This window comes from Synechococcus sp. H55.10 (genome assembly GCF_047502715.1).
Taxonomy (GTDB): Bacteria; Cyanobacteriota; Cyanobacteriia; order Thermostichales; family Thermostichaceae; genus Thermostichus.
This window is the reverse complement of the sequence record NZ_JANSJJ010000013.1, coordinates 1-19,933: the sequence shown is the minus strand read 5'-3', so window position 1 is coordinate 19,933 and position 19,933 is coordinate 1. Positions and strand designations below refer to the sequence as shown.

The 19,933-nt window shown below is 61.0% G+C and carries 18 protein-coding genes and 1 pseudogene; 11 read left to right on the top strand and 8 right to left on the bottom strand.

Annotation, left to right across the window (positions count from 1 at the left end; translation table 11 throughout):
* Window positions 1-89: 89 nt before the first annotated feature.
* Window positions 90-749 (bottom strand): GntR family transcriptional regulator, encoded by a 660-nt coding sequence (locus NW858_RS01225; protein WP_414519435.1) that lies wholly within the window; start codon window positions 747-749, stop codon window positions 90-92.
* A 283-nt stretch (window positions 750-1,032) separates the two neighbouring features.
* On the opposite strand from NW858_RS01225, the gene NW858_RS01220 reads away from it, so the two are divergent.
* A complete protein-coding gene (locus NW858_RS01220) occupies window positions 1,033-1,611 on the top strand; it encodes a DoxX family protein (RefSeq protein ID WP_414334035.1) in 579 nt (192 codons plus the stop codon).
* A gap of 25 nt (window positions 1,612-1,636) precedes the next feature.
* On the opposite strand, the gene NW858_RS01215 is transcribed toward NW858_RS01220, so the two are convergent.
* The 3 genes from NW858_RS01215 to NW858_RS01205 are packed head-to-tail and all read right to left on the bottom strand — an operon-like array spanning window position 1,637 to window position 5,790.
* Entirely contained in the window at window positions 1,637-3,811 is a 2,175-nt protein-coding gene (locus NW858_RS01215; protein ID WP_414519432.1) for an RNA degradosome polyphosphate kinase, read from the bottom strand.
* A 57-nt stretch (window positions 3,812-3,868) separates the two neighbouring features.
* Complete coding sequence (locus tag NW858_RS01210) at window positions 3,869-4,828, bottom strand: branched-chain amino acid ABC transporter permease (protein WP_414334031.1); 960 nt, start codon at window positions 4,826-4,828, stop codon at window positions 3,869-3,871.
* Complete coding sequence (locus tag NW858_RS01205; protein WP_414347092.1) at window positions 4,828-5,790, bottom strand: branched-chain amino acid ABC transporter permease; 963 nt, start codon at window positions 5,788-5,790, stop codon at window positions 4,828-4,830. The genes NW858_RS01210 and NW858_RS01205 overlap by 1 nt, the downstream gene beginning before the upstream one ends.
* A gap of 9 nt (window positions 5,791-5,799) precedes the next feature.
* Between NW858_RS01205 and lptC the strand changes: the two genes are divergently transcribed.
* Both lptC and NW858_RS01195 read left to right on the top strand, forming a co-directional pair.
* On the top strand, window positions 5,800-6,801 hold the full coding sequence (gene lptC, locus NW858_RS01200; protein WP_414519430.1) for an LPS export ABC transporter periplasmic protein LptC: 1,002 nt from the start codon (window positions 5,800-5,802) through the stop codon (window positions 6,799-6,801).
* An 82-nt stretch (window positions 6,802-6,883) separates the two neighbouring features.
* On the top strand, window positions 6,884-8,548 hold the full coding sequence (locus NW858_RS01195; RefSeq protein WP_414334026.1) for a sulfatase: 1,665 nt from the start codon (window positions 6,884-6,886) through the stop codon (window positions 8,546-8,548).
* A gap of 3 nt (window positions 8,549-8,551) precedes the next feature.
* Here NW858_RS01195 and NW858_RS01190 read toward each other — a convergent pair whose 3' ends face one another.
* Complete coding sequence (locus tag NW858_RS01190) at window positions 8,552-9,040, bottom strand: DUF3531 family protein (protein ID WP_414519428.1); 489 nt, start codon at window positions 9,038-9,040, stop codon at window positions 8,552-8,554.
* Window positions 9,041-9,245: 205 nt separating this feature from the next.
* Between NW858_RS01190 and NW858_RS01185 the strand changes: the two genes are divergently transcribed.
* The 4 genes from NW858_RS01185 to NW858_RS01170 all read left to right on the top strand — a co-directional run bounded on the left by NW858_RS01185 (window position 9,246) and on the right by NW858_RS01170 (window position 11,848).
* Entirely contained in the window at window positions 9,246-9,446 is a 201-nt protein-coding gene (locus NW858_RS01185; RefSeq protein ID WP_414334022.1) for a helix-turn-helix domain-containing protein, read from the top strand.
* A complete protein-coding gene (pyrR, locus tag NW858_RS01180) occupies window positions 9,424-9,972 on the top strand; it encodes a bifunctional pyr operon transcriptional regulator/uracil phosphoribosyltransferase PyrR (RefSeq protein ID WP_414334020.1) in 549 nt (182 codons plus the stop codon). The genes NW858_RS01185 and pyrR overlap by 23 nt, the downstream gene beginning before the upstream one ends.
* Window positions 9,973-10,019: 47 nt before the next feature.
* Window positions 10,020-10,991, top strand: coding sequence for a putative 2-dehydropantoate 2-reductase (locus tag NW858_RS01175; protein WP_414334019.1), 972 nt, complete (start codon window positions 10,020-10,022; stop codon window positions 10,989-10,991).
* 311 nt (window positions 10,992-11,302) lie between these two features.
* Window positions 11,303-11,848, top strand: a complete 546-nt coding sequence (locus NW858_RS01170; protein WP_414336194.1) for a metal-binding protein — start codon at window positions 11,303-11,305, stop codon at window positions 11,846-11,848.
* A gap of 1,016 nt (window positions 11,849-12,864) precedes the next feature.
* Here the strand turns inward: NW858_RS01170 and NW858_RS01165 are convergent.
* Together NW858_RS01165 and NW858_RS01160 are read right to left on the bottom strand one after the other, a co-directional pair.
* Window positions 12,865-13,461 (bottom strand): ankyrin repeat domain-containing protein, encoded by a 597-nt coding sequence (locus NW858_RS01165; protein ID WP_414341603.1) that lies wholly within the window; start codon window positions 13,459-13,461, stop codon window positions 12,865-12,867.
* Window positions 13,462-13,470: 9 nt separating this feature from the next.
* Window positions 13,471-13,620 (bottom strand): annotated as a pseudogene (locus NW858_RS01160) (ankyrin repeat domain-containing protein); the annotation flags it as partial.
* 262 nt (window positions 13,621-13,882) lie between these two features.
* Between NW858_RS01160 and NW858_RS01155 the strand changes: the two are divergent.
* Window positions 13,883-14,488 (top strand): DnaJ domain-containing protein, encoded by a 606-nt coding sequence (locus tag NW858_RS01155; protein WP_414519426.1) that lies wholly within the window; start codon window positions 13,883-13,885, stop codon window positions 14,486-14,488.
* On the opposite strand, the gene NW858_RS01150 is transcribed toward NW858_RS01155, so the two are convergent.
* Window positions 14,485-15,903 (bottom strand): 2-succinylbenzoate--CoA ligase, encoded by a 1,419-nt coding sequence (locus NW858_RS01150; protein WP_414519424.1) that lies wholly within the window; start codon window positions 15,901-15,903, stop codon window positions 14,485-14,487. The two genes, NW858_RS01155 and NW858_RS01150, sit on opposite strands and share 4 nt — an antisense overlap.
* 273 nt (window positions 15,904-16,176) lie before the next feature.
* Between NW858_RS01150 and NW858_RS01145 the strand changes: the two genes are divergently transcribed.
* The 3 genes from NW858_RS01145 to radC are packed head-to-tail and all read left to right on the top strand — an operon-like array spanning window position 16,177 to window position 19,673.
* On the top strand, window positions 16,177-17,238 hold the full coding sequence (locus NW858_RS01145) for a CIA30 family protein (protein WP_414519422.1): 1,062 nt from the start codon (window positions 16,177-16,179) through the stop codon (window positions 17,236-17,238).
* Entirely contained in the window at window positions 17,231-18,934 is a 1,704-nt protein-coding gene (locus NW858_RS01140; protein WP_414519420.1) for an ArnT family glycosyltransferase, read from the top strand. The genes NW858_RS01145 and NW858_RS01140 overlap by 8 nt, the downstream gene beginning before the upstream one ends.
* A 7-nt stretch (window positions 18,935-18,941) precedes the next feature.
* Window positions 18,942-19,673, top strand: a complete 732-nt coding sequence (gene radC, locus NW858_RS01135; RefSeq protein WP_414385941.1) for a RadC family protein — start codon at window positions 18,942-18,944, stop codon at window positions 19,671-19,673.
* Window positions 19,674-19,933 lie beyond the last annotated feature (260 nt).

Below are 19,933 nucleotides of genomic sequence, written 5' to 3'. Positions count from 1 at the left end.
ACCTGCCTGATAAGCTGCTACAACTCTTTGCCTTAGATCCAAAGAATGGGTTGGCATTCCCTTCTCTCCTTCCTCTTAAAATCTGTACCCTATTTTAAATTAACAGGCTGTACCTCCACCGGGAGAACACGGGCCCCCCGCGGCTGGGCAATGGCCTCGACGGCGCTGAGAAAATAGTGGAGCGTCACCACAGTGCCGGAATGGATTTGATCCAGCACGGCGGCCAGATCCTCTAGGGGCACCAACTGCACCCGGATGCCCAAAGTCTGTTGGATTTGTTGGGCCATCAGTTGTCCTGTGCCCAGATCCCGATTGGGCACGCACACCAGCACTTGGGCACTGCAGCGCAACCGCCAGTCGATCTCCGCCAGCAGCAGATCCCGCACCTGCTCCAGAGAAAAGCCCTGTTGCTGAAGCTGATCGATGCCCTGGCGCACCTGCTGCAGGGCTTGTTGGGATCGATCCAGGTTTTCGCCCAGACTACAAGAGCGGTTAACCGCCTGGCGGGCGGAGCCGCTGACGTAAATGCCAGATCCAGCGCGCGTTTCCACCAGACCCATGGCCTCCAGTTGGTGGTAAACCTTGTGGATGGTGTTGCGGTGCAGGCCCGTCTGCATGGCCAACTGACGGGTGCTGGGCAGGCGATAGCCGGGAGGAAATTGCCCGCAGGCAATGCCAAAACAGAGTAAGTTGAAGAGCTGGACAGAGCCAGGGATCCCGCTCTCCGGCTGAATAGAAATGCGCATCATGGCCCGCCTGAAGAAACGAACCTAGTTGTTAGAGAGACCCAAAGACACGGGACTTTTGCCAAAAGAATTGCACCAACACCCCTAAGGATAGGCACTCGAGAACTGCTCTGGCGAGCTTTGTCCAGACGGGCACAGGGATCCCCTCTGTTGCCGCGCCCACCCCCAACCCGATGGCCGAGGATCCGGCCTCTGCATTCCAAGGCGGGGGATCCCGCCCTGGCCTTGTTACAGAAATTTAGAATCGTTACAATAGTTAGCATCTTTGCATTGCAGGTTTCATCTTATGGCACTCACTCAGCGCTTTCCCGTGCTGTTCGTCTCAGTTTTGCGTCACGACAGCGTAGCCCCGCGCTGGTCTCAAGTGGCGTGGACCGTCTTGCGGGTGGTGGCAGGGCTATTCATGATTCACAACGGCCTCGACAAACTGGCTGATATCGAGGGGTTTGCAACGGCTTATGTAGAAGTGATCGGGTTGCCTTTCCCGATCTTTTTTGCTTATGTAGCTGCCTATACTGAACTGATCGCAGCTCCGCTGGTGGCAGTGGGTTTGTTGACCCGCGCGGCGGCGTTGGGTTTGTTCGCCACGATGGCGGTGGCCATGTTCCACCACATCAAGGTGGCCGGCTTCAGCGTTCCTTATCTGGAGCTATCGGCTATCTACGCGGCCATCTTCTTGGCCTTTGCGGTGAATGGCGGCGGCTGGTTCTCTTTGGATCAGCTCTTGGCGAACGGTATTGAGGCGGGGCTGAACCGCTCCAGCCGACAAAAGTTGGAGAGCCTGGAGTCTTCGTTGCAGGCCACTGAGAAGGTAATTGCGCTGGGGGATCAAGAGGCTGAGGCCGCCGAAACCCCTCGCTCCTGAGCCAACTCAGGGACGGGGGTGAGGGCTAAAGGCGGCTGGCGGCTCGCTCCATCAGGCGTTGGTGGGTGGAGCGCACCGGCTCTCCCGGCTTAGGCTGCCGCTGCACATAGGTGCCATCGGGGCGCAGCTCCCAAGCTTGCCGGTTATCCGTCAGACAAATCTCCAAGATCGCCTTCAGCTCCTGCTGCAACAGGGGATCCTCTACAGGGGTCACCACCTCGACGCGGCGATCCAGGTTGCGGGTCATGTAGTCGGCGCTGCCGATGAAGTACTCTTCCTGGCCGTCGTTGTAGAAGTAGAAGATGCGGGAGTGCTCCAAAAAGCGCCCGATGATGCTGATAACGCGGATGCGCTCGCTCAGGCCCGGGATCCCTGGTTTTAGGCAGCACATGCCGCGCACAATGAGATCAATCTCTACTCCTGCCTGGCTAGCCTCGTAGAGCACTTGGATCATGCGTGGGTCGGTGAGGGAGTTGACCTTGACGATGATGCGCCCTTGGCGTCCTGCCTGGGCATGGCGCATCTCTCGCCGGATCAAGGCTTCCATGCCCTGGCGCAATGTACGGGGGGCCACCAGCAGCTTGCGGAAGTGCCGCTGCCGCGAGTAGCCGGTTAGCAGGTTAAACAACTCGGTTACATCGTTGCAGAGGGTCTCGTTGCAGGTAAACAGGCCCAGATCAGTGTAGATACGGGCGGTCTTGGGGTTGTAGTTGCCGGTGCCGATGTGGACATAGCGCCGCAGGGATCCCCCCTCTTCCCGCACCACCAGGGCCAACTTGCAGTGGATCTTCAGCCCTGGCAGGCCATAGGCCACGTGCACCCCGGCTTTTTCCAGCTTCTTGGCCCAGAGGATGTTGTTTTCTTCGTCGAAACGGGCCTTCAGCTCCACCAGAGCGGCCACCTGCTTGCCGTTTTCGGCAGCCTGGATGAGGGATCCCACCACCGACGAATCGCCAGAGGTGCGGTAGAGGGTTTGCTTAATGGTGAGCACCTGCGGATCGTTGGCCGCCTCCTCCAGAAACCGTTCCACACTGGCAGCAAAGGAGTCGTAGGGGTGATGCACCAGCAGATCCCCTTCCCGGATGACGGAGAAGATATCCACCGGCTCGTCGCTCACCGAAGCAGTACGCAGGCGAGGCGGCGTGACGGGCCCCCAGGGGGGATCTTTTAAATCGGGTCGATCCAGGCCGAGAAAAGCCATCACCCCCCCCATGCTCAAAAGGCCATCCACCTCGTACACGGAGTCGCTGTCGAGGCGCAGCTCTTCGCAGAGCCGCTGTCGAATGGCAGACGGCATGGACTTGGCAATCTCCATGCGCACCACCGAGCCGAAGCGGCGCTTGCGCAGCTCTTCTTGAATGGCCGCGAGCAGATCGTCGGCTTCGTCCTCTTGGATTTCCAGATCGGCACCGCGGGTGATGCGGAAGGGGTAGTACTCCAGCACTTCCATGCCCACGAACAGCGCCTCCAGATGGTGGGCAATCACCTGCTCCAGCGGCACAAAGCTCACCCCGTCCCGCAGCGGCACAAAGCGAGGCAGGGTGCTGGGCACCTTGATGCGGGCAAAGTGTTCCCTGCCGGTTTCCGGATCCCGCACCACCACCGCCAAGCTGAGGCTGAGGTTGGAGATGTAGGGGAAAGGATGGCCCGGATCCACCGCCAAGGGAGTGAGCACGGGAAACAACCGTTGGTCGAAATACTCCCGCAGCTCCTGCCGCTCCGGCTCGGCCAGCTCAGAAAAATCGCGGATGTGAATGCCTTGTTCCGCCAGCTTAGGCACCAATTCCTGCCGAAAACACTCGTGTACCTTTTGAATCAGGGGGCGCAGGTGCTGGGAAATCTGCCGCAACTGCTGCTGCGGCGTGAGGCCATCGGGGGTCGGCAGCAGCACGCCTGTTTCCAACTGACGGCGAATCACCGCCACCCGCACCATAAAGAACTCGTCCAGGTTGCTTTCGAAAATAGCGAGGAACTTCAGCCGCTCCAAGAGGGGGGTGCGCTCGTCCAGGGCCTCGTGCAAAACCCGGGCGTTGAACTCAATCCAGCTCAGCTCCCGGTTGAAGTAGTGCTCCGGCAAGGCATAGCCCTCCTGGATGGGCGCAGTCGGGATCCCTGGCTGGCCGGCATTGGGGGGGCAACCTGTCGCATCGGGGTTGCGGGGCGACAAGGAGGAGTCCGTTTCCTTGGGGCGCGGAGTCATGGTGGCCGAGATCTGGGTTGTCTCAAAGCGTCAACAACGGCTGGAGCCGACCCAATCCTATCCTGCTGGGTTCTGCTTGGAGGAGGCGGAAGTGTCCAAAACAGGCTTGGGCGGGCGTTCTGGCAACAGCCCTTGGGAGCGGGTAAGCAGAATTACCTGCAGCAGGATCCCGATCAACAAAATGCGCAAGGGACCGGCCCGGGTGGCCCACTGGGGCGGCAGACGGTTGGTCAACCACTCGCTGCCCGACCACACCCCCCAAATGGCCAGCACCCCCAGCAGGGCGCCGCGATTGTTGCCGCTGCCCCCCGCGATCAACATCACCCAGACGATAAAGGTGGCAAACTCCGGCTGGAAGGCTTCCGGGCTGATGAAATTGACAAAGTGGGCATAGAGCGCCCCCGCCAGCCCCATCAGCATGGATCCCAGCACAAACGCCTGCAGTCGAAACTGGAGGACATCTTTACCGGCGGCCAGGGTTGCCGGCTCATCCTCGCGGATGGCCCGCAGCACCCGTCCCCAGGGGGAGCGATAGGCCCGCTCACTCAGCCAGTAAACCACCGCCAAGACCAGCAGCACCAAGCCCAAGTAGAGCAGTGTATCCTGCCCTGGGATCCAGCCGCGAAAGGGGCGCGGAATGCGGGTGATGCCGCGCACCCCGTTGGTCAGCCAGCCCTCGTTCCTCAGGATTTGGCTGATGATCTCGGCAATGCCGATGGTGGCAATAGCCAAATAGTCGGAGCGCAGCTTCAGGGTGATCAAGCCAATCAAGAAGGCGATCGCACCGGCGGCGGCTACTGCTATGGCAAAGCCCACCCAGAACGGCAGATTGAACCCGCCCAGATGTTCAGGGGTGGGCGGCGTCGTGGCTATGGCGCTGGCGTAGGCCCCCACAGCAAAAAAGGCCCCCACGCCGATGTTGAACATGCCGGCATAGCCCCACTGGATATTGAGGCCCAGCACCAGCACGCCGTAGATCCCCACCAAAACCAAAAAGAAGATGGCGTAGCTCAACATCAGGCCCGCCCCCCCAATAGCCCTGTGGGCCGGAAGATCAGCATCAGCACCAAAATGGCGAAGGCTACCCCTGTTTTGTAAGCCGGATTGATCGCTAAAGTCGAGAACTCCTCCGCCAGGCCAATTACCAGCCCCCCAGCAATGGCTCCATAGGGACGGCCAATGCCGCCGAGAATGGCTGCCGCAAAAACGGGCAACAACAGCCGCCAGCCCATGGTGGGGTGCAGCCGCGTATCCAGGCCCAGGAAGATGCCCGCCACACAGGCCAAGGCGGCGCCGATGGCCCAAGTCCAGAGGATGATCCGCTCCGTCTCAATGCCGGTCACCTTGGCCAAGTCAAAATTGTCGGCCATGGCCCGCATCGCTTTGCCCACCCGCGTGCGCTGCAAAAACAGGTGCAGAGCCACCACCAGCAAGGCCGTTCCCACCAGAATCACCACCCAATCCGGCTTGATGCGCAGCCCCCCCAACTGCCAGGGCAACTGAATGCCGCTGCGGTACACCTGGTTGTTGGGCCCCCAGACGATCTGCACCAAGCTGCGCAAGATCAGGGCCGTGCCAAAAGAAGAAATGAGCAAAATCACCGGTGCTTCCCGGCGCAGGCGGCGATAGATCAGTTGGTCGATCCCCACCGCGCAAAGTGCCGTCGCCAAGGCCGCCGGGATCCAGCTCACCCCAATCGGCCAACCCAACCCGACAAACGTCAGAGCAAAATAGGCCCCCAAGGTCATCAGATCCCCGTGGGCAAAGTTGGCAAAACGCAAAATGCCGAACGTCAGCGACACCCCGATCGCCCCCAGGGCGTAGATGCTGCCCAGGACGAGGCCGTAGATAAAAAGCTGCAACAGTTGGGCCACCCTTGCCCCCGCAATACCCTGCCCTGATGATGCCACGGGTTTGTTAAAGCGGGATCCCATCCGGCCCAGCGGCAGGGTAGAGCTAGGGTAGGAGAAAGCGCGCAAGAGAGATCCATGCAGCCCAACTCTTCCCGGATCCCAGGTTGGCTAGTGGTTTTGGCCCTGCTGAGCGCTGCCTGTGGTGGGCCGGAGCCACCTCCAAGCAGGGATCCGGGTGTCCCGCGCGAGCCTATCTCCACCCCCCAGTTAATCTACGAAAACATCACTCTCACCCAGGCCAAACCTGACGGTGGCATTCTCTGGCGCTTGCGGGCGCGCCTGGCCGAATACGAGTCCCCCCCAGAAAACGGCTCCACTCCCGTACAGTTGGGATCCGCCCATTTGCAGTCTATCGAGGGAGAGTTTTTCGACGCAGACAACCGCGCCATCCGCACCCGTGCCGAGCGAGGATCTGTGTACCCAGACGAGCGGCGGCTGGAATTGACGGGCCAAGTGGCGGTGGAATCGGAGCGGGATAACCTGCACCTGCAGGCAGAGCGGCTGCAGTGGCTGCCGGAACAGCGCCTCCTCGAAGCCGAGGGCCAGGTACAGGTGGAGCTGTTGGACGGCCAGGGATCCCTGTGGGGGGATCGTTTGCGCATCGACTTTGGCCAGGCCCAGATGCAACTGGAGAATTGGGATCCAAGCCAACCGGTGCGGGCCAAGTATCGCGATCCGGAGCTGGAGCTGACCGCCAGCCGCTTGCTCTGGAACTTTGGTGCCGGCGAGGTGCAGGCGTTGGGAGCAGTCGAGGTGGATGCCCCCCAGCAAAGGGTGCGCCTCAGCGGCGAGCAATTGCGGGCCCCGCTGCCCCTGACCGAGCTGCGCCTGCTGGGCAACGTGAAAGCCAAAGCCGTTCCCGTTGGCGGAACGGGATCCCTGCAGACCGGCCAAGAGCTGGAAGCCCAAGAGATCCGCTGGCGCATCGGCTCCACCCAACTGCAAGCCCTGGGCAATGTGCGCTACCGCCAACCTGGACAAGCCCTGACTGTGAGCGGTGACCAAGGGATCCTGGATTGGCAGGCCAACACCGCCCGGATCCAAGGCAACAGCCAAACCCGGCTCACTTTGCCCTAGGAGCCGGCGACAAAGGGCCAACAAGAGCATGTCAAGATAGTTTAAGAACCGTGTTGGGTGGGTTGTGGTGAGGAGTTCAGCAATGGCAGAGACCGCCTGGGGGGAACGCCCCAACATTCTGTTGATCGTGCTGGATACCCAGCGGGCGGATCGCCTTTCCTGCTACTGGTCAGAGGAAGAGCGGGCCCGCCAGGTGCCCACCAGCCCCAACCTGGATCGGCTGGCCGCTGAGTCCACCCTCTTCGAGCGGGCCATCGCCCCCGCCCAGTGGACGATCCCCTCCCACGCCTCCCTGTTTACGGGGGAATACCCCAGCACCCACCAGACCGTCCAGGCAGACCTGGAGCTGAGCCCTGCTCTACCCACTCTGGCGGAGCTGTTGAAGCTGGGCGGCTACACCACCGTGGGCTTTTGCAACAACCCCCTGGTCGGGATCCTGAAAAACGGCCTGCGGCGAGGCTTCGACACCTTCTACAACTACGGCGGGGCCCTACCCACCCGCCCTCCCGAAGGCAACCCTCTGCCGGCTCCCCTCAACCGCTGGCTGGCCGCCTACACCCAGTTTTGGCGCCGTCTCTCCTACCCGGTGCAAAATGCCTTTGCCCGCTCCGACACCCTTTTTCAGTTGGCGCTGCACCCCTGGTTTGCCTCCCTCTGGACCCGCTTGATGAACTTTAAGGGCAACACGGCTGCCTCCATCGCCGACCTGAACCGCTACCTGCAGCAGATAGCCCGCCGCCCTGCCGGAGCACCGCCTTTCTTTTGCTTCGTCAACCTAATGGAGCCCCACCTGCCCTACTGGCCGCCGGAGCCCTTTGTGCAGAAATACGCCCCCTACTTCAAGACCAACCGCGAGGCGCGCGACTTTTTGCGCCAGTACAACGCCCAGCCCTACCGCTGGATGGCGCCCCTGCCGCAGCCGCTTTCTCCCCTGCAAGCGCAGGTGCTCAGGGACATCTACGATGCCGAGGTGGCCTACCAGGATCACCTGCTGGGATCCGTCTTCGCCACCCTGCGCCACACCGGCCTGGAGCAGAACACTCTGGTGGCTATCGTCGCGGATCACGGCGAAGGCTTGGGGGAGCACGACTTCGTCGGCCATGCTTTTGTGGTTTACGAAGAGCTGATCCGCGTCCCCCTGATCCTGCATTACCCCGGCTATTTTCCGGCAGGAAAGCGCGTGGCCACCCCCGTTTCCACCCGCCGCCTCTTTCATACTCTCTTGGAAGCTGCCGGCTTCCGCCCCAGCCTTTCTCTAGCCAACGGCGCCCCCCGTATCAGCCTCAAGCTTCGCCGCGAGATCGCCCGCCTCAGCCTGACCCGCACCCTGGCCGGTGAGGATCCGGAGCAGGGGGTGGTGCTCAGCGAGGCCTTCCCGCCCCACCTTCTCCTGCGGGCCATGGAAAACCGCAACGACAGCCTGCTGCAGGCGCGCGCCTGTTACGACACCCGCCGAGCCCTCTACGAAGGGGTGACCAAGCTGATCCAAACCGGAGATCGCCCCAGCCTCTACAACCTGGAGCAGGATCCGGCGGAACTGCGGGATCTGCTCTTGGCCGGGATCCCTTCTGAGCCTGGTAGCCCTTCCCTTTCCCCCCAAACTTGGCTGACCCGCCTGCGGCAAGCCTTGAGGCAGTGGCTGGACTGGGCAGAGTCGCGCCGGCCCAGCACGGCTCCTCGCAAGGTAAATGTGGAAAGCGATGCAGACTTGGTACGGCAGATGCAAGAGCTGGGCTACCTGGAGTAGAGGCTATTCCAGCTCTCCTGCTTCCCCCACATGATCCCGCACATAGCCGTTTAAATCGTAGTCATCCGCCTCCTCGGGATCATCCGCTGTCGGCCAGTCCTCGTTTTGCCCGCCGATAATGACGCGGCTGAGGTGGATGTACTCGAGGCTAAGGGTGCGCAAGGCGTTGATCAACACGTCCAGCGCCAAGGCATCGGCAGTGCCCAGATCAAACCAGCAGCGGGCCCAGTTGTCCTTTTCCTCTAGGGATCCCATGTTGTGCATTAGAGAGGGCAGAGGATCCGAGTCGCTGGGGTACTCCAAATAGCTCAGATCCACCTCCGCCTCTTGGGCCACCAGGCGCTCGGCGTTGAATCCTCCCAACTTGCCCAGCACATACCACGATTCCAGCACCTCGTTGAGGTACTCCAGCTCAGCTTCGACCGGCGGCTCGGCAAACTCAAACCAGATCCAGAGATTTCCCGGATCGCACTCGCGAAACTCCACTTGCATGGACAGCTCCTCTGCTGCGGCCTAGCCCTTGATCTTAACTGCCAAGAGCGCGAGAACATAAGTCCCGCGCTGTATGCGTAGCAACCCTGCGGGAAGCAAGCTACAGCGCCCGGGATACATGGAGTCTCGCTGCTTGCTTTCAATGCCCCCGAAGCAAGCATTTACCACCCCACTCTGGTTGTGGTAAAACGACCCCATATTGACCATGCACTACACCTACCGAATCTGCCCAGATGCCACACAGCAAGCCCAACTGCTGGAGTGGCTTGCAACATGCAGAGGCGGGTATCACTACGCTTTGCGCGAACTCAAAGACTGGGTTGCTTCGCGTCAGAGCCTTCTACAGACCAGATCTGCGATCGGTGAGGGAGCGACCGGGATCCATGTCTACGATCGAAGTCTTTGATGCGCAGCAGGTGGCCGGGCTGATCGAGAGCCTGGCAGCAGCGATCGCCAGGGATCACCCCCACCCCCAGAAGCTCACTCTGATCGGCATTCGCACTCGCGGAGTCCCCTTGGCCTACCGCCTGCGGGATCGGATTGCCGCTCGACTGGGGATCCCGCCCCAGGTCGGGGAGCTGGACATTACCTTTTTCCGAGACGACCTGGGCGCCGGCGGGCTGCGCACCCCCGATCGCAGCGAGATGCCCCGGGATCTGACTGGCCAGGAGGTGGTGCTGGTGGACGATGTTATCTTTCGCGGTCGCACCGTCCGCGCGGCTCTGGAAGCCCTGCATCACTTTGGGCGACCGGAACGGGTGCGCTTGGCCGTGCTGATCGACCGTGGTCACCGCCAGTTCCCCATCCAACCGGATTACTGCGGTTACCAGCTTCCCACGGAACCTGAGCAAAGGGTGAGGGTTCATCTGCGGGAAACCGATGCAGAAGAGCGGGTGTTGTTGATAGACCAAACAGCAAAGAGCGATCCCTAAGCTGGTGCTTGGGGTATTTTGGGGATGATCTGCCGCAACTCACCGCTATGTCTTGGTTGCCGGAGACCCGCCGTTACGCTGTTTTGGGCACGGGCGCCCTGGGGGGATTTTATGGGGCGAAATTGCAACAGGCAGGCTTTGCGGTGCATTTTCTGCTGCACAGCGACTATGACTATGTTCGCCAAAACGGCTTGTGGGTGCAGTCCTGCTGGGGGGATTTTCATTTGCCGCAGGTGAATGCCTACGCAGCAGTAGAGGACATGCCCCCTTGCGAAGGGGTGATCGTGGCTTTGAAAGCCACCCAAAATCACCTGCTGCCGCAGTTGCTCCCGCCCGTGTTGGCCGAGAATGGCGTGGTGATCGTGCTGCAAAATGGGCTGGGGGCGGAGCCGGAGGTTGCCGAGTGCGTCGGCCCTGAACGAGTCATGGGGGGCCTGTGTTTCATCAGCTCCAACAAGGTTGGCCCCGGCCACATTCATCATCTGGACTATGGGTCGGTGCTGCTGGCAGAATACGGCCCTAACTATGCCCCCCAAGGGATCACGCCCCGTCTTCAACAAGTTCAAGCCGATTTTCAACGGGCAGGGATCCCCACCACCCTCTCTCCGGATCTGATGTTGGCCCGCTGGCAAAAGTTGGTCTGGAACATTCCCTTCAACGGCCTCTCGGTGGTGTTCAACGCCGACACGCAGCAGATGATCCGCGACCCTGAGGCTCGTGCTTTGGCGGAAACGCTGATGCAGGAGGTGATCCAGGGAGCGGCGGCCTGTGATCGCCTGCTTCCCGATTCCCTGATCCCAGAAATGCTCACCAACACCGAGAAGATGGCTCCCTACCGCACCAGCATGAAGATCGACTACGAGCGCAAACGTCCTCTGGAACTGCAGGCAATCTTCGGCAACCCACTGCGCTATGCCCGACAAGCCGGGATCCACTTGCCGCGGGTGGAAATGCTCCACCGGCAGTTGCAGGTGTTGGATCGCCTGAATCGAGGGATCCCTGTCGCTCAGCAGGCTTGAGTTTTTCAAGATCAGCGGCGCCTGTAAACTACCCGACTCCGACCGCTCAGCGGTACGGAGCGGGCTTAAGCGCTCCGCAAAGCCGACAAGGTTGCCTCTAGCTTCACGGCTTGCGAAGCAGACACCTTGAGCTTGCAGGAGATAGTCAGGACTTGGGTCATGTTGCAACTATACGTCGTCCGCATTCCTCCCGACCCTGACCCTACGGGTACAGGGCGGGCCTCCTGCGGTTTCTAGCTGAAGCTAGGTCAGGCTTTTTCCTCCGCTGGCGGGTAGACTGAGCGCCAGTCGGGTACCGTTGCTCTGGCCTTATGCCGCTGGGATCCACCCACGATCGCATCACCCTCTGGACGGCCCCCGGCATCACCTTGGCCGCCGGTTTGTTGGGGAATAGCACCACCGTTGCTCTGGCTGTGGGATCCGCCTATCTGTTCAGTGGCCTGATGTTTTCTGGAGATCTGGACACCTGTTCTCGACAGTACCAACGCTGGCTGTTCTTGCGCTGGATTTGGCTGCCCTACCGCAAGTGGATGCGGCATCGCTCCTTCTGGTCGCATGGGCCCATCGTGGGCACCGCCCTGCGGGTGCTGTACTTGAGCCTATGGGCCGGCGGAGTTGGCCTGCCGGTGGCTTGGCTGGGATCCCGGTTGGGCTGGTGGATGTGGCAGCCTTGGGTGTGGCGCAGCGATCTCTGGCAATGGCTGCAAGTTCACGCCGAGATCCTGTTTTGGATTGGGATGGGGTTGGAGCTGGGATCGGCCAACCACAGCCTCAGCGATTGGATGGTCTCCAACTGGAAACGCTGGCGCAAAAAACGCCGTCAGGTTCGCTCCAGGCCACTCGGCTATCGTCGCTAGATCCCCGTTGGACCAAGAGTAAACTACTTTACACTTGAACCTGTTGCTGTCCTGTGCCTGCAAGCCCGCCCTCCTGAGAAAACTTAACGGCCAATCTTTGTCAATTGCCCCCGCCCCCTCTGTCCGACTCCCGTGGCTTGATGCAAATTATTCCTACTTTGTCGGCTATGTATTGCAATTTAGTCTCAATAGAGTTATGCTGTTACTCAGTTGAGTGGTGGAGTTCTATCCATCAGTCTTCCTCTCTTGTCTTGGATGTGACAGGGATCCCGCGCCGGCGGAACTGGCCATCCTGCCTTTGGCAGGGATCCCTTTCTCTCTTCTTCGGCTTTAGCCGAGCTTCTGGGTTAATGAGAGTCGGTCCTAGTTAATGAGGGGATAGTTTCTGCTGGAGTGGGTCGAGCTGCGGAGGTGGCGGTGTGCGGCAATAACAGCGGCTGAGGGCCGGAAGACAAGACCTAATACATACAAAAGTCGCTGCGCCAGTTGTCTTTGTAAACCCGTTGCAAGCTAAGGGGAAGGGCTAACTTTTTGGGGCAAACTGTCTGTCCTAAACCTTGTGTTGCTGTTTAAAAAAATGTGTTGAGTCAAAGAGAAATTCGAGAAAAAATCGAGAAAAAAAGTTGAATCGTGCGGGAAGAATCGGTTAAAATCTAGCTGGCGTTAACGCTAACCGCGACGAAGAGATCGGAGGGAGGAAAACCTAACAGCCTCTCTCCTTTTTTCTGTAGAAATTACTCTCACTTTCAACCTCTATAGTCACTTCAAGTAGCAACACAACGTTTCTCTACATCGCTATTGCTAGGCAACGCTGTCGCGAACGCGCCGCTCTAACTCCCCTCTCCCTGAGGGAGAGGGGCTGGGGGTGAGGGATGTCCCTCAGGGAGAGGGGCTGGGGGTGAGGGATGTCCCTCAGGGAGAGGGGCTGGGGGTGAGGGATGTCCCCCAGGGAGAGGGGCTGGGGGTGAGGGCAGCGACGCGGAGCGCTTGGGTCGGCGGCAATAGCAAACTTGATACTAAAGGGTTGCACCTCGGTCTTGTAACCATTGGACAGCCAAGCTGTGTTGGCGTTTTTGGGCATAGGCCAAAGGAGTATGCCCATCTTCATTGCGAGGGTTCAATTCGGCCCCATTTTCCAGCAAAAGTTCCAGGATTGCCACATGCCCCTCCCAAGCAGCCCAGTGCATCGGTGTTGCCCCAAATCGGTTGCGCGCATTGACATTGGCCCCATACAAGAGCAGAAAGCGAGCAATGCCCAGTTGCCCTTGGGTAGCAGCCTCGTGCAGAGGAGTTCGACCGGTTGCATCGGCGGCATCCACCGGCGCTCCTTTGGATAACAGGCGGGCCAGGATGCTTTTTCGTCCGGTGGTCGTGGCCCAATGGAGAACGCCAGAGGTATTGGCTCCTTTTTGGATGAGCAGACCGATCACCTCTGCCTGATCGGTTAAGGCAGCCCGATGGAGAGGGGTATATCCATAGCCATCTGGAAGGTTGATGTCGCTGCCTGCCCTCAAAAGACGCTCCACCAGCTTGACCCGACCGCTGGCGGCGGCCAAATGGAGCGGGGTGACACCTGTGGGATCCAAGGCATTGGGAGAAGCACCATGGGCCAAGAGCAAATCCAGCAGTTCCAAATTGCCAAGCAGTGTTGCTTTATGAAGCAAGGTCAGTCCTTGAGCATCGACAGCATTCACATCTTCCCCTTGCTGCAAATGGGATAATAATTGCTCTTGATCTTGATCTGCAAGAGCTTGATGAAGGGCTTCACTCATAGTCGATCGATAGAAGTCAAAGAAACCGATTGGGAATGGGGTTTTCAAATAACTTGGGCAAAGTCTAACACCGGATCCCTACCCTTGAGGTAGCTACAGGAAGAGAGACCTCTGCGTGCTCAGTCAAAGTGGCATTACAGCATCAAGCCCCAGCTAGGAGAACAACTTTCCATGAGATCGCATGAGCGCCGAGAGGATCCCTTGGTTTAGCCCGGCTTGGCATGGCATGATCATCGGCATAATCAGGGGTCGGAGCTGACTTTTGGCCCAGGTTCTGCCACTCTCAATTCCCTTCCTTCTGCCACCGCTCATCGACTACTACGCGATTCTCAACCTATCGCCGGAAGCGGACATCGAAGATATCAAGCAAGCCTTTCGCCGGTTGGCGCGGCAGTTTCACCCCGATGTGGCAGGGGAGGGATCTCGAGAGCGGTTCCAGCAAATCTATCAGGCCTACCAAGTGCTGAGCGACCCCGAGCAGCGGCGGCGCTACGATGCCCAGCGTCAATCTCCTCCTGCCGCCGGCCAGAGGCGGGTGGTCATCCGCACCGCCGGCTCTTCATCGGCAGAGCACCTCGATCCGGAATTGCTCAAAGAAGGGATTGCCCGCGTCAAGGCAGCCTGGCGCGAGCGTAAGTTGCCCACGGCAGTGGCTCTGGCAGAGGCGCTGTTGAAACGGTTTCCCAACTCCGGCGAGGCCATCCACCTCTTGGCTTTGGCCTACCAGCGCTTCGGCAACCACTTGATCTACGAGGGTCGCCACCAGCAGGCGGAAGCTTACCTGAGAAAGGCTTTGGCTATGGAGCCCCACAACCGGGAATTGACCTTTGAAATCCGGCGAGACTTGGCTCGTCTGGGATCCCGCTAGCTTACCTGGGGCGAGATCCCCAACTGCTGGGCGGCCCACTGCCGGAGCTGTTGGCGGTTCACCTTGCCCTGGAGATTGCGCGGGATCCCGGTGCACCACAGCCAGCGCTTCGGATGCTTGAAGGGACTCAGTTGGCGACTCAGGTGTTGCTTCAGGTGCATCTCCAGCTCTTGGGGGATCGCCGGGAGCCCGGTTTTGGGGACGACCACCGCCACCACCTGCTGCCCCCATTCGGCATCGGGCAGACCCAGCACCCACACATCGTCCACCCAGCCGCTGGCCCGAACCTCTCCTTCCACCTCGGCAGCCATCACTTTTTCTCCGCCAGTCAGGATCAGGTCGTCGGCGCGACCCAACCAAAAGAGGTGGCCCTGCGAGTCCAGATAGCCCCAATCGCCGGGGGTGAAGCCTTGCTGATGCCATTGGCGCAAACCAAAGTGCTCCGCACCGCTGACGCGAAGGGCGGCCTGGGGGTAATGGCCCAGTGCCAGCGACTTGGCCCGGATGTGGATGAATCCCACGGCATCGCTGGGCAAGGGATCCCCTTGTTCACTGCGGATCTGGAGCGTGGCGTGGGGCAGGGGCCGGCCCAGGCTGTCGTTTCCTTGCCAAAAAGCCTCCGGCAGAAGCGTACAGACTTGGGAAGCCGTTTCGGTCATGCCGTAGGTGAGGGCAAGGGGCAGGTGCAGTTGTCGGGCCTGTTGCCGCAAGCTGGGCCAGGTGGGGCCACCACCGACCAAAATGGCGCGAAATTGGCGCAGGCTCTCCACAACTCCCGGCTGGGGGTTGAGCAACAGCCGTTGCAACTGAGTGGGTACCAGCGATAGAAAACTCCCCGGCAAGGGGGGATCCCAGGCCTCGGCCTGCTGTTGCCGTTTCCAATCCCAGACGATCCACTGCCCACCGGTCAGCCAGGAGCGAACAGCCTGCATCAGGCCGCTGATGTGGTGCAGGGGCAGCAGGCAATAGCTATGGACGCAGTCCACGCCGAAGTGCTGTTGGTGGGCCTTGGCCGAGGCGCTGAGGGTACGCCAAGAGTGGATTGCCCATTTCACCTGGCCGCCGGAGCCGCCGGTAGGGATCCCGATCAACGGCCAATGGAAGCTGGGTACAGCCTCCCGCAGAGAGGGGTTCAATGGGCTGGGATCCCCCTCCAGCCGGCCTTGCCGCCAGCGCCAGCCGCCTCCCAGGCCGGCCACAGCCTGGGCCCACTCTCGTTCTCCCCACTTGGGATTGCCCAAGAAGAGCGGGATCCCCAGTTTTTGACAGGTCAAAACGGCGGCCCACACCTGCAGCGGATCTGAGTCTGCCAGCAGCAGGGGAGCTGTCTTTTCTGCCAAGGGGCGCAATTGCTCTTCCAGTCCAGACAGGCGCTCCCGCCAAGTAACGGAGTGGCAACAGGGGTTCGGAAACATGCTTGGGCCGGTTTGGTCGGTCATCATGCAACTAAAGCGGAGCACCGCCGACACTAGACACAGAATAGCTTGGACTCCACAAGGCAGTTTTGTTGTGTGGCTTGAGCTCATCCGTCGAGAAGCCCCGCCCTCTGTCTGCGCACTGCAAAACCTCACCGGGCTGAGAATGCTGCTGGAAGTCCGGCTGGCCATTGGCCCTGCTCGTGAGCCAATTGCGTTCTGCAAAAGATCTGCATAATTTGGATAATCTGGACAAAGGGACGAGGTAAAGTCATGCCTTGGGAGCTGGGGCGGTTTTGGAACACGCTGACCTACTACGAGGCGTTGCCCTTTGCCGACTTCTGGCGCTGGGTTCAGAATGGGTTGCAAAGCCCAGCAGTTAACTGTATGCCTCCTTCCCTGACTCCGGCCACTTCCCTTCCGGTGGTTCTTTTGGGCGATGGCCTGCCCGAAGGTTTGGCAGAGGCGTTGCACCGGCAGGGAGCAGCGGTGGGGCAGAGCCAGGACTGGCTGACGGCCAGGGTGATCTTAGGGCTGGGAGCGCCAGAGACGGCCAAGGCTCACCTGGAGCGGCTACGCCGCAGTGGACAGACGGAACAGATGCTCTTTGACTTCCGCCGGCCCGATCCCCAGTTGAACCAGTTCTGGGGCATCCTGGACGATGTGGTGATGGGCGGGGTGAGCCAAAGCCAACTGCTCTGGGGAGAGGGCGAGCTGCTGTTTACGGGCCAGGTTTCCACGGCCAACTTCGGCGGCTTTGTTTCCACCCGCACGCGCAATTGGCAGCCGCCCTTGGATGCCTCAGGGTTTGCCGGCCTGGAGCTGCGGCTACGGGGCGATGGACAGCGCTACAAGGTTTTGCTGCGGGATCAAGGGGGCTGGGACAGCCCGGCCTACAGCTATGCTTTCGACACCACCCCAGGGGAGGAGCAGACTGTTCAAGTTCCTTTTGCCGAGATGGTGCCCACCTTTCGCGCCCGCCGGGTTGCCGCTCCCCCCTTGAATACCCGCCAGATCCATTCGCTGCAACTGATGCTGAGCAAGTTTGAAGCCGACGGCAGCCCCAACCCCCGTTTTCGGCCTGGGCCGTTTCAGCTAGCCCTGCGTTGGATCGGGCTCTATCGCCAGGAGCCGCTGCCGCAACTGATTGGGGTGGTGCGGGGATCCCTGGCGCCCGATTGGGTGGCGGCCCTGCAGGAGAGCTCCAGCCGTTGGTGTGGGGTGGAGATTCCCGCCGAGATCGAGGGATCCACCTTAGCCGCTCACCTACTGCGCCTTTTGCGCTCGCCCGCCAGTGTGGGCCGGGTGGTGCCCCTGCAAGCCTTCCATGGCTAAGCTTCTTGGCGGCCTCCAGGGATCCCTAGGAATGGGGCTTTTGGCCCTCCTGTGGCTGGGGGCGGGCCAGGGGATCCCTTACCTATTTGACTGGGACGAGCTCATTTACGCCAGCTTGGCGCGGCAGATGCTGGCCAGCGGCGATCCCCTGGCTTTGCAGATCAACGGCGAGCCCTTCTACGAGAAGCCGCCCCTGTTTTTCTGGCTGCAGGCCCTGGCGATGGCGGCCCTGGGGATCAACGAAGGGGCGGCGCGGCTGCCCAATGCGTTTGCCGGCGGCATCACGGTGGCCCTCTTGGTGGCGTGGGGAGCGCGGCTGCGCGGGGTGGAGTTTGGCTGTCTCTGGGGGATCCTGCTCCTGACGGGCTACCTGCCTTTGTTTTTCTACAAAACCGGCCTCATCGACCCGCTGCTGAATTTGGGCATGGGCGTGGGGCTGGGATCCCTTTGGGCTGCCGACGAGGCCCGTCGCTCCGGCCGCTCCGGGCAGGGGTGGAACGCCCTGGGCGCGCTGGCCTTGGGCCTAGCGGTGTTGGCCAAAGGGCCGGTGGGGCTGGTGTTGCCGCTGGGCATCTGGGCCCTCTACAAGCTCTGGCAGCGGGATCCGCCAAGGCGGTGGGGGGAGATGGTGGCCTTCCTTGGCTTGGCGGGGGCTATTCCTCTGGCCTGGCTGGCGCTGGAAGCAGCGGCGCGGGGGCTGCAGTGGCTGGCGGCGTTTTGGCACTACCAGTGGGGTTTGGTGAGTACCCCCAGCGGCCACCCCGGCCCAGTCTATTTTCATCTGCTGGCCTTTGCTCTAGGGTGTTTTCCCTGGGCGGCTCCGGCCTTGGCCGAGATCTTGGCCAGCCTCCATAGGCACAGTAACCCGGCAGCGGCGGATTTAACTCAGCGGGCAGAACGCCTGCTGTTGGTGGCCTTCGGGGTGGTGCTGGCTCTGTTTTCGCTCTTAGTGCAAACCAAGTTGATCCACTACACCTCGCTGCTTTACCCTATTGGGGCCTACTTTGCTGCCCTGCGCCTGCAACGCCTGGGGTCAAGAGAGGCTCAACTCAGCGTTTGGGAAGGCGGCTGGATCCTGCTGAGCGGCTTGTTTTGGCTAGCCCTGTGGCTGCTATTGCCCTGGCTGGGATCCCAGGATCCCGTCCTGCTGCCGGTGGCCGAGAAGAGATTGACCGCTTTGGGGATCCCGCTTTCCGACCTTTTTGAGAGTCTAGCGGGCAGCTTGGCGCTTGGATATCTCCAGGCCGAGGTGGAGTGGCCCTTCTTCACCTATGGCCCTGCTGTGCTCCTGGCGTTGGGGGGACTGGCCTGGATTAGAGCTCGGCACAATGTTCGAGGATGGGCCATCTTGCTCTTGGCCACAGGACTAAGCGCCCAGTTGGCCTGGAGCTGGGTTTTCCCAAGGGTGTTGCAGCATACTCAGGGGGGATCCATCTACTTTTTCCGCCAGTTTGCTGGCCCAGAACTGGCTCTTTCGGGAAGGGTTGGCCTCTATGGGCTGCGGTCGTTTGTACCCTATTTTTATGGCCCGCTGCGGGTGCCCTATGCCGCCAACCTGGAGGAGCTGGCCGCCTGGCAGGTGCCCGACTATCTGGTGACCTGGGATCCCTTTGTAGCTGAGCTAGCAGCAACTTGGCAGGTTGTAGAGCGCCGCAGCCCCTTTTGGCTGTTGAAAAAAACCTCTTCTCTCCCCTAGCCGCAAGATGAGCCAGTACGTGTTGCGTATCAGCGACCTTCCCCTTCAGGATCGCCCGCGCGAGCGGCTGCTTAACCAAGGGGCAAGAAACCTCTCCCACGCGGAGCTGCTGGCCATTTTGCTCAACACCGGCCAGGGGGCAGGTAAGCTCTCGGCCGTTGGCCTGGCCCAGTTGCTCTTGAAAAAATTGGAAGCCCAGGGGGATCCCTTGGCCCAACTGCGCCAGCTGGAAGCCGGGGAGCTGCTGCAAATTGAGGGCATCGGCCCAGCCAAAGCCGCAACAGTGTTGGCCGCCATCGAGCTGGGGCGGCGGGTGTTTTTGGCCCGACTACCCGAGCGGACGGTGATTGAATCGCCAGAACAGGCGGCCATGGCCCTAAGCGGCGACCTGATGTGGGAGACCCAAGAGCACTTTGCCGTCCTGCACCTGGACATCAAACACCGCCTTATCGGCCAGCAGATTGTAACCCGGGGAACCGCCACGGAAACTCTCACTCACCCGCGGGAAACCTTCCGCAGCGCCATCAAGCAAGGAGCCAGCCGCATCCTGGTGGCCCACAACCATCCCTCCGGCAGTTTGGATCCCAGCCCGGAGGATCTTGCCCTGACGCGGCAACTCTTGCAGGCGGGGCAACTGCTGCAGATCCCGGTTTTGGATCACCTCATCCTCGGCGGCGGGCAGTTCCTCAGCCTGCGCCAGCACACCCGCCTGTGGGAGGAGTTTCCCCAGCCAGAGTAGCTCCCCAGCCCCTCTCCCAGGGTAGCCAGCCCTCACCCCCGGCCCCTCTCCCAGGGTAGCCAGCCCAAGCGCTCCGCGCCGCTCACGCGACCACCCCCAGCCCCTCTCCCAGGGTAGCCAGCCCAAGCGCTCCGCGCCGCTCACGCGACCACCCCCGGCCCCTCTCCCAGGGGAGCCAGCCCTCACCCCCGGCCCCTCTCCCAGGGGGAGAGGGGGGCTAGGGATCCGGCAGCGCCTCAAAGCGCATGCCCACCCTGAGC

Excerpts from the sequence above, each read along its gene's own strand:
- NW858_RS01225 (WP_414519435.1), bottom strand. The coding sequence starts at position 749 with ATGATGCGCATTTCTATTCAGCCGGAGAGCGGGATCCCTGGCTCTGTC.
- NW858_RS01220 (WP_414334035.1), top strand. The coding sequence starts at position 1,033 with ATGGCACTCACTCAGCGCTTTCCCGTGCTGTTCGTCTCAGTTTTGCGT.
- NW858_RS01215 (WP_414519432.1), bottom strand. The coding sequence starts at position 3,811 with ATGACTCCGCGCCCCAAGGAAACGGACTCCTCCTTGTCGCCCCGCAAC.
- NW858_RS01210 (WP_414334031.1), bottom strand. The coding sequence starts at position 4,828 with ATGTTGAGCTACGCCATCTTCTTTTTGGTTTTGGTGGGGATCTACGGC.
- lptC (WP_414519430.1), top strand. The coding sequence starts at position 5,800 with ATGCAGCCCAACTCTTCCCGGATCCCAGGTTGGCTAGTGGTTTTGGCC.
- NW858_RS01195 (WP_414334026.1), top strand. The coding sequence starts at position 6,884 with ATGGCAGAGACCGCCTGGGGGGAACGCCCCAACATTCTGTTGATCGTG.
- NW858_RS01190 (WP_414519428.1), bottom strand. The coding sequence starts at position 9,040 with ATGCAAGTGGAGTTTCGCGAGTGCGATCCGGGAAATCTCTGGATCTGG.
- NW858_RS01185 (WP_414334022.1), top strand. The coding sequence starts at position 9,246 with ATGCACTACACCTACCGAATCTGCCCAGATGCCACACAGCAAGCCCAA.
- pyrR (WP_414334020.1), top strand. The coding sequence starts at position 9,424 with ATGTCTACGATCGAAGTCTTTGATGCGCAGCAGGTGGCCGGGCTGATC.
- NW858_RS01175 (WP_414334019.1), top strand. The coding sequence starts at position 10,020 with ATGTCTTGGTTGCCGGAGACCCGCCGTTACGCTGTTTTGGGCACGGGC.
- NW858_RS01170 (WP_414336194.1), top strand. The coding sequence starts at position 11,303 with ATGCCGCTGGGATCCACCCACGATCGCATCACCCTCTGGACGGCCCCC.
- NW858_RS01150 (WP_414519424.1), bottom strand. The coding sequence starts at position 15,903 with ATGTTTCCGAACCCCTGTTGCCACTCCGTTACTTGGCGGGAGCGCCTG.
- NW858_RS01145 (WP_414519422.1), top strand. The coding sequence starts at position 16,177 with ATGCCTTGGGAGCTGGGGCGGTTTTGGAACACGCTGACCTACTACGAG.
- NW858_RS01140 (WP_414519420.1), top strand. The coding sequence starts at position 17,231 with ATGGCTAAGCTTCTTGGCGGCCTCCAGGGATCCCTAGGAATGGGGCTT.
- radC (WP_414385941.1), top strand. The coding sequence starts at position 18,942 with ATGAGCCAGTACGTGTTGCGTATCAGCGACCTTCCCCTTCAGGATCGC.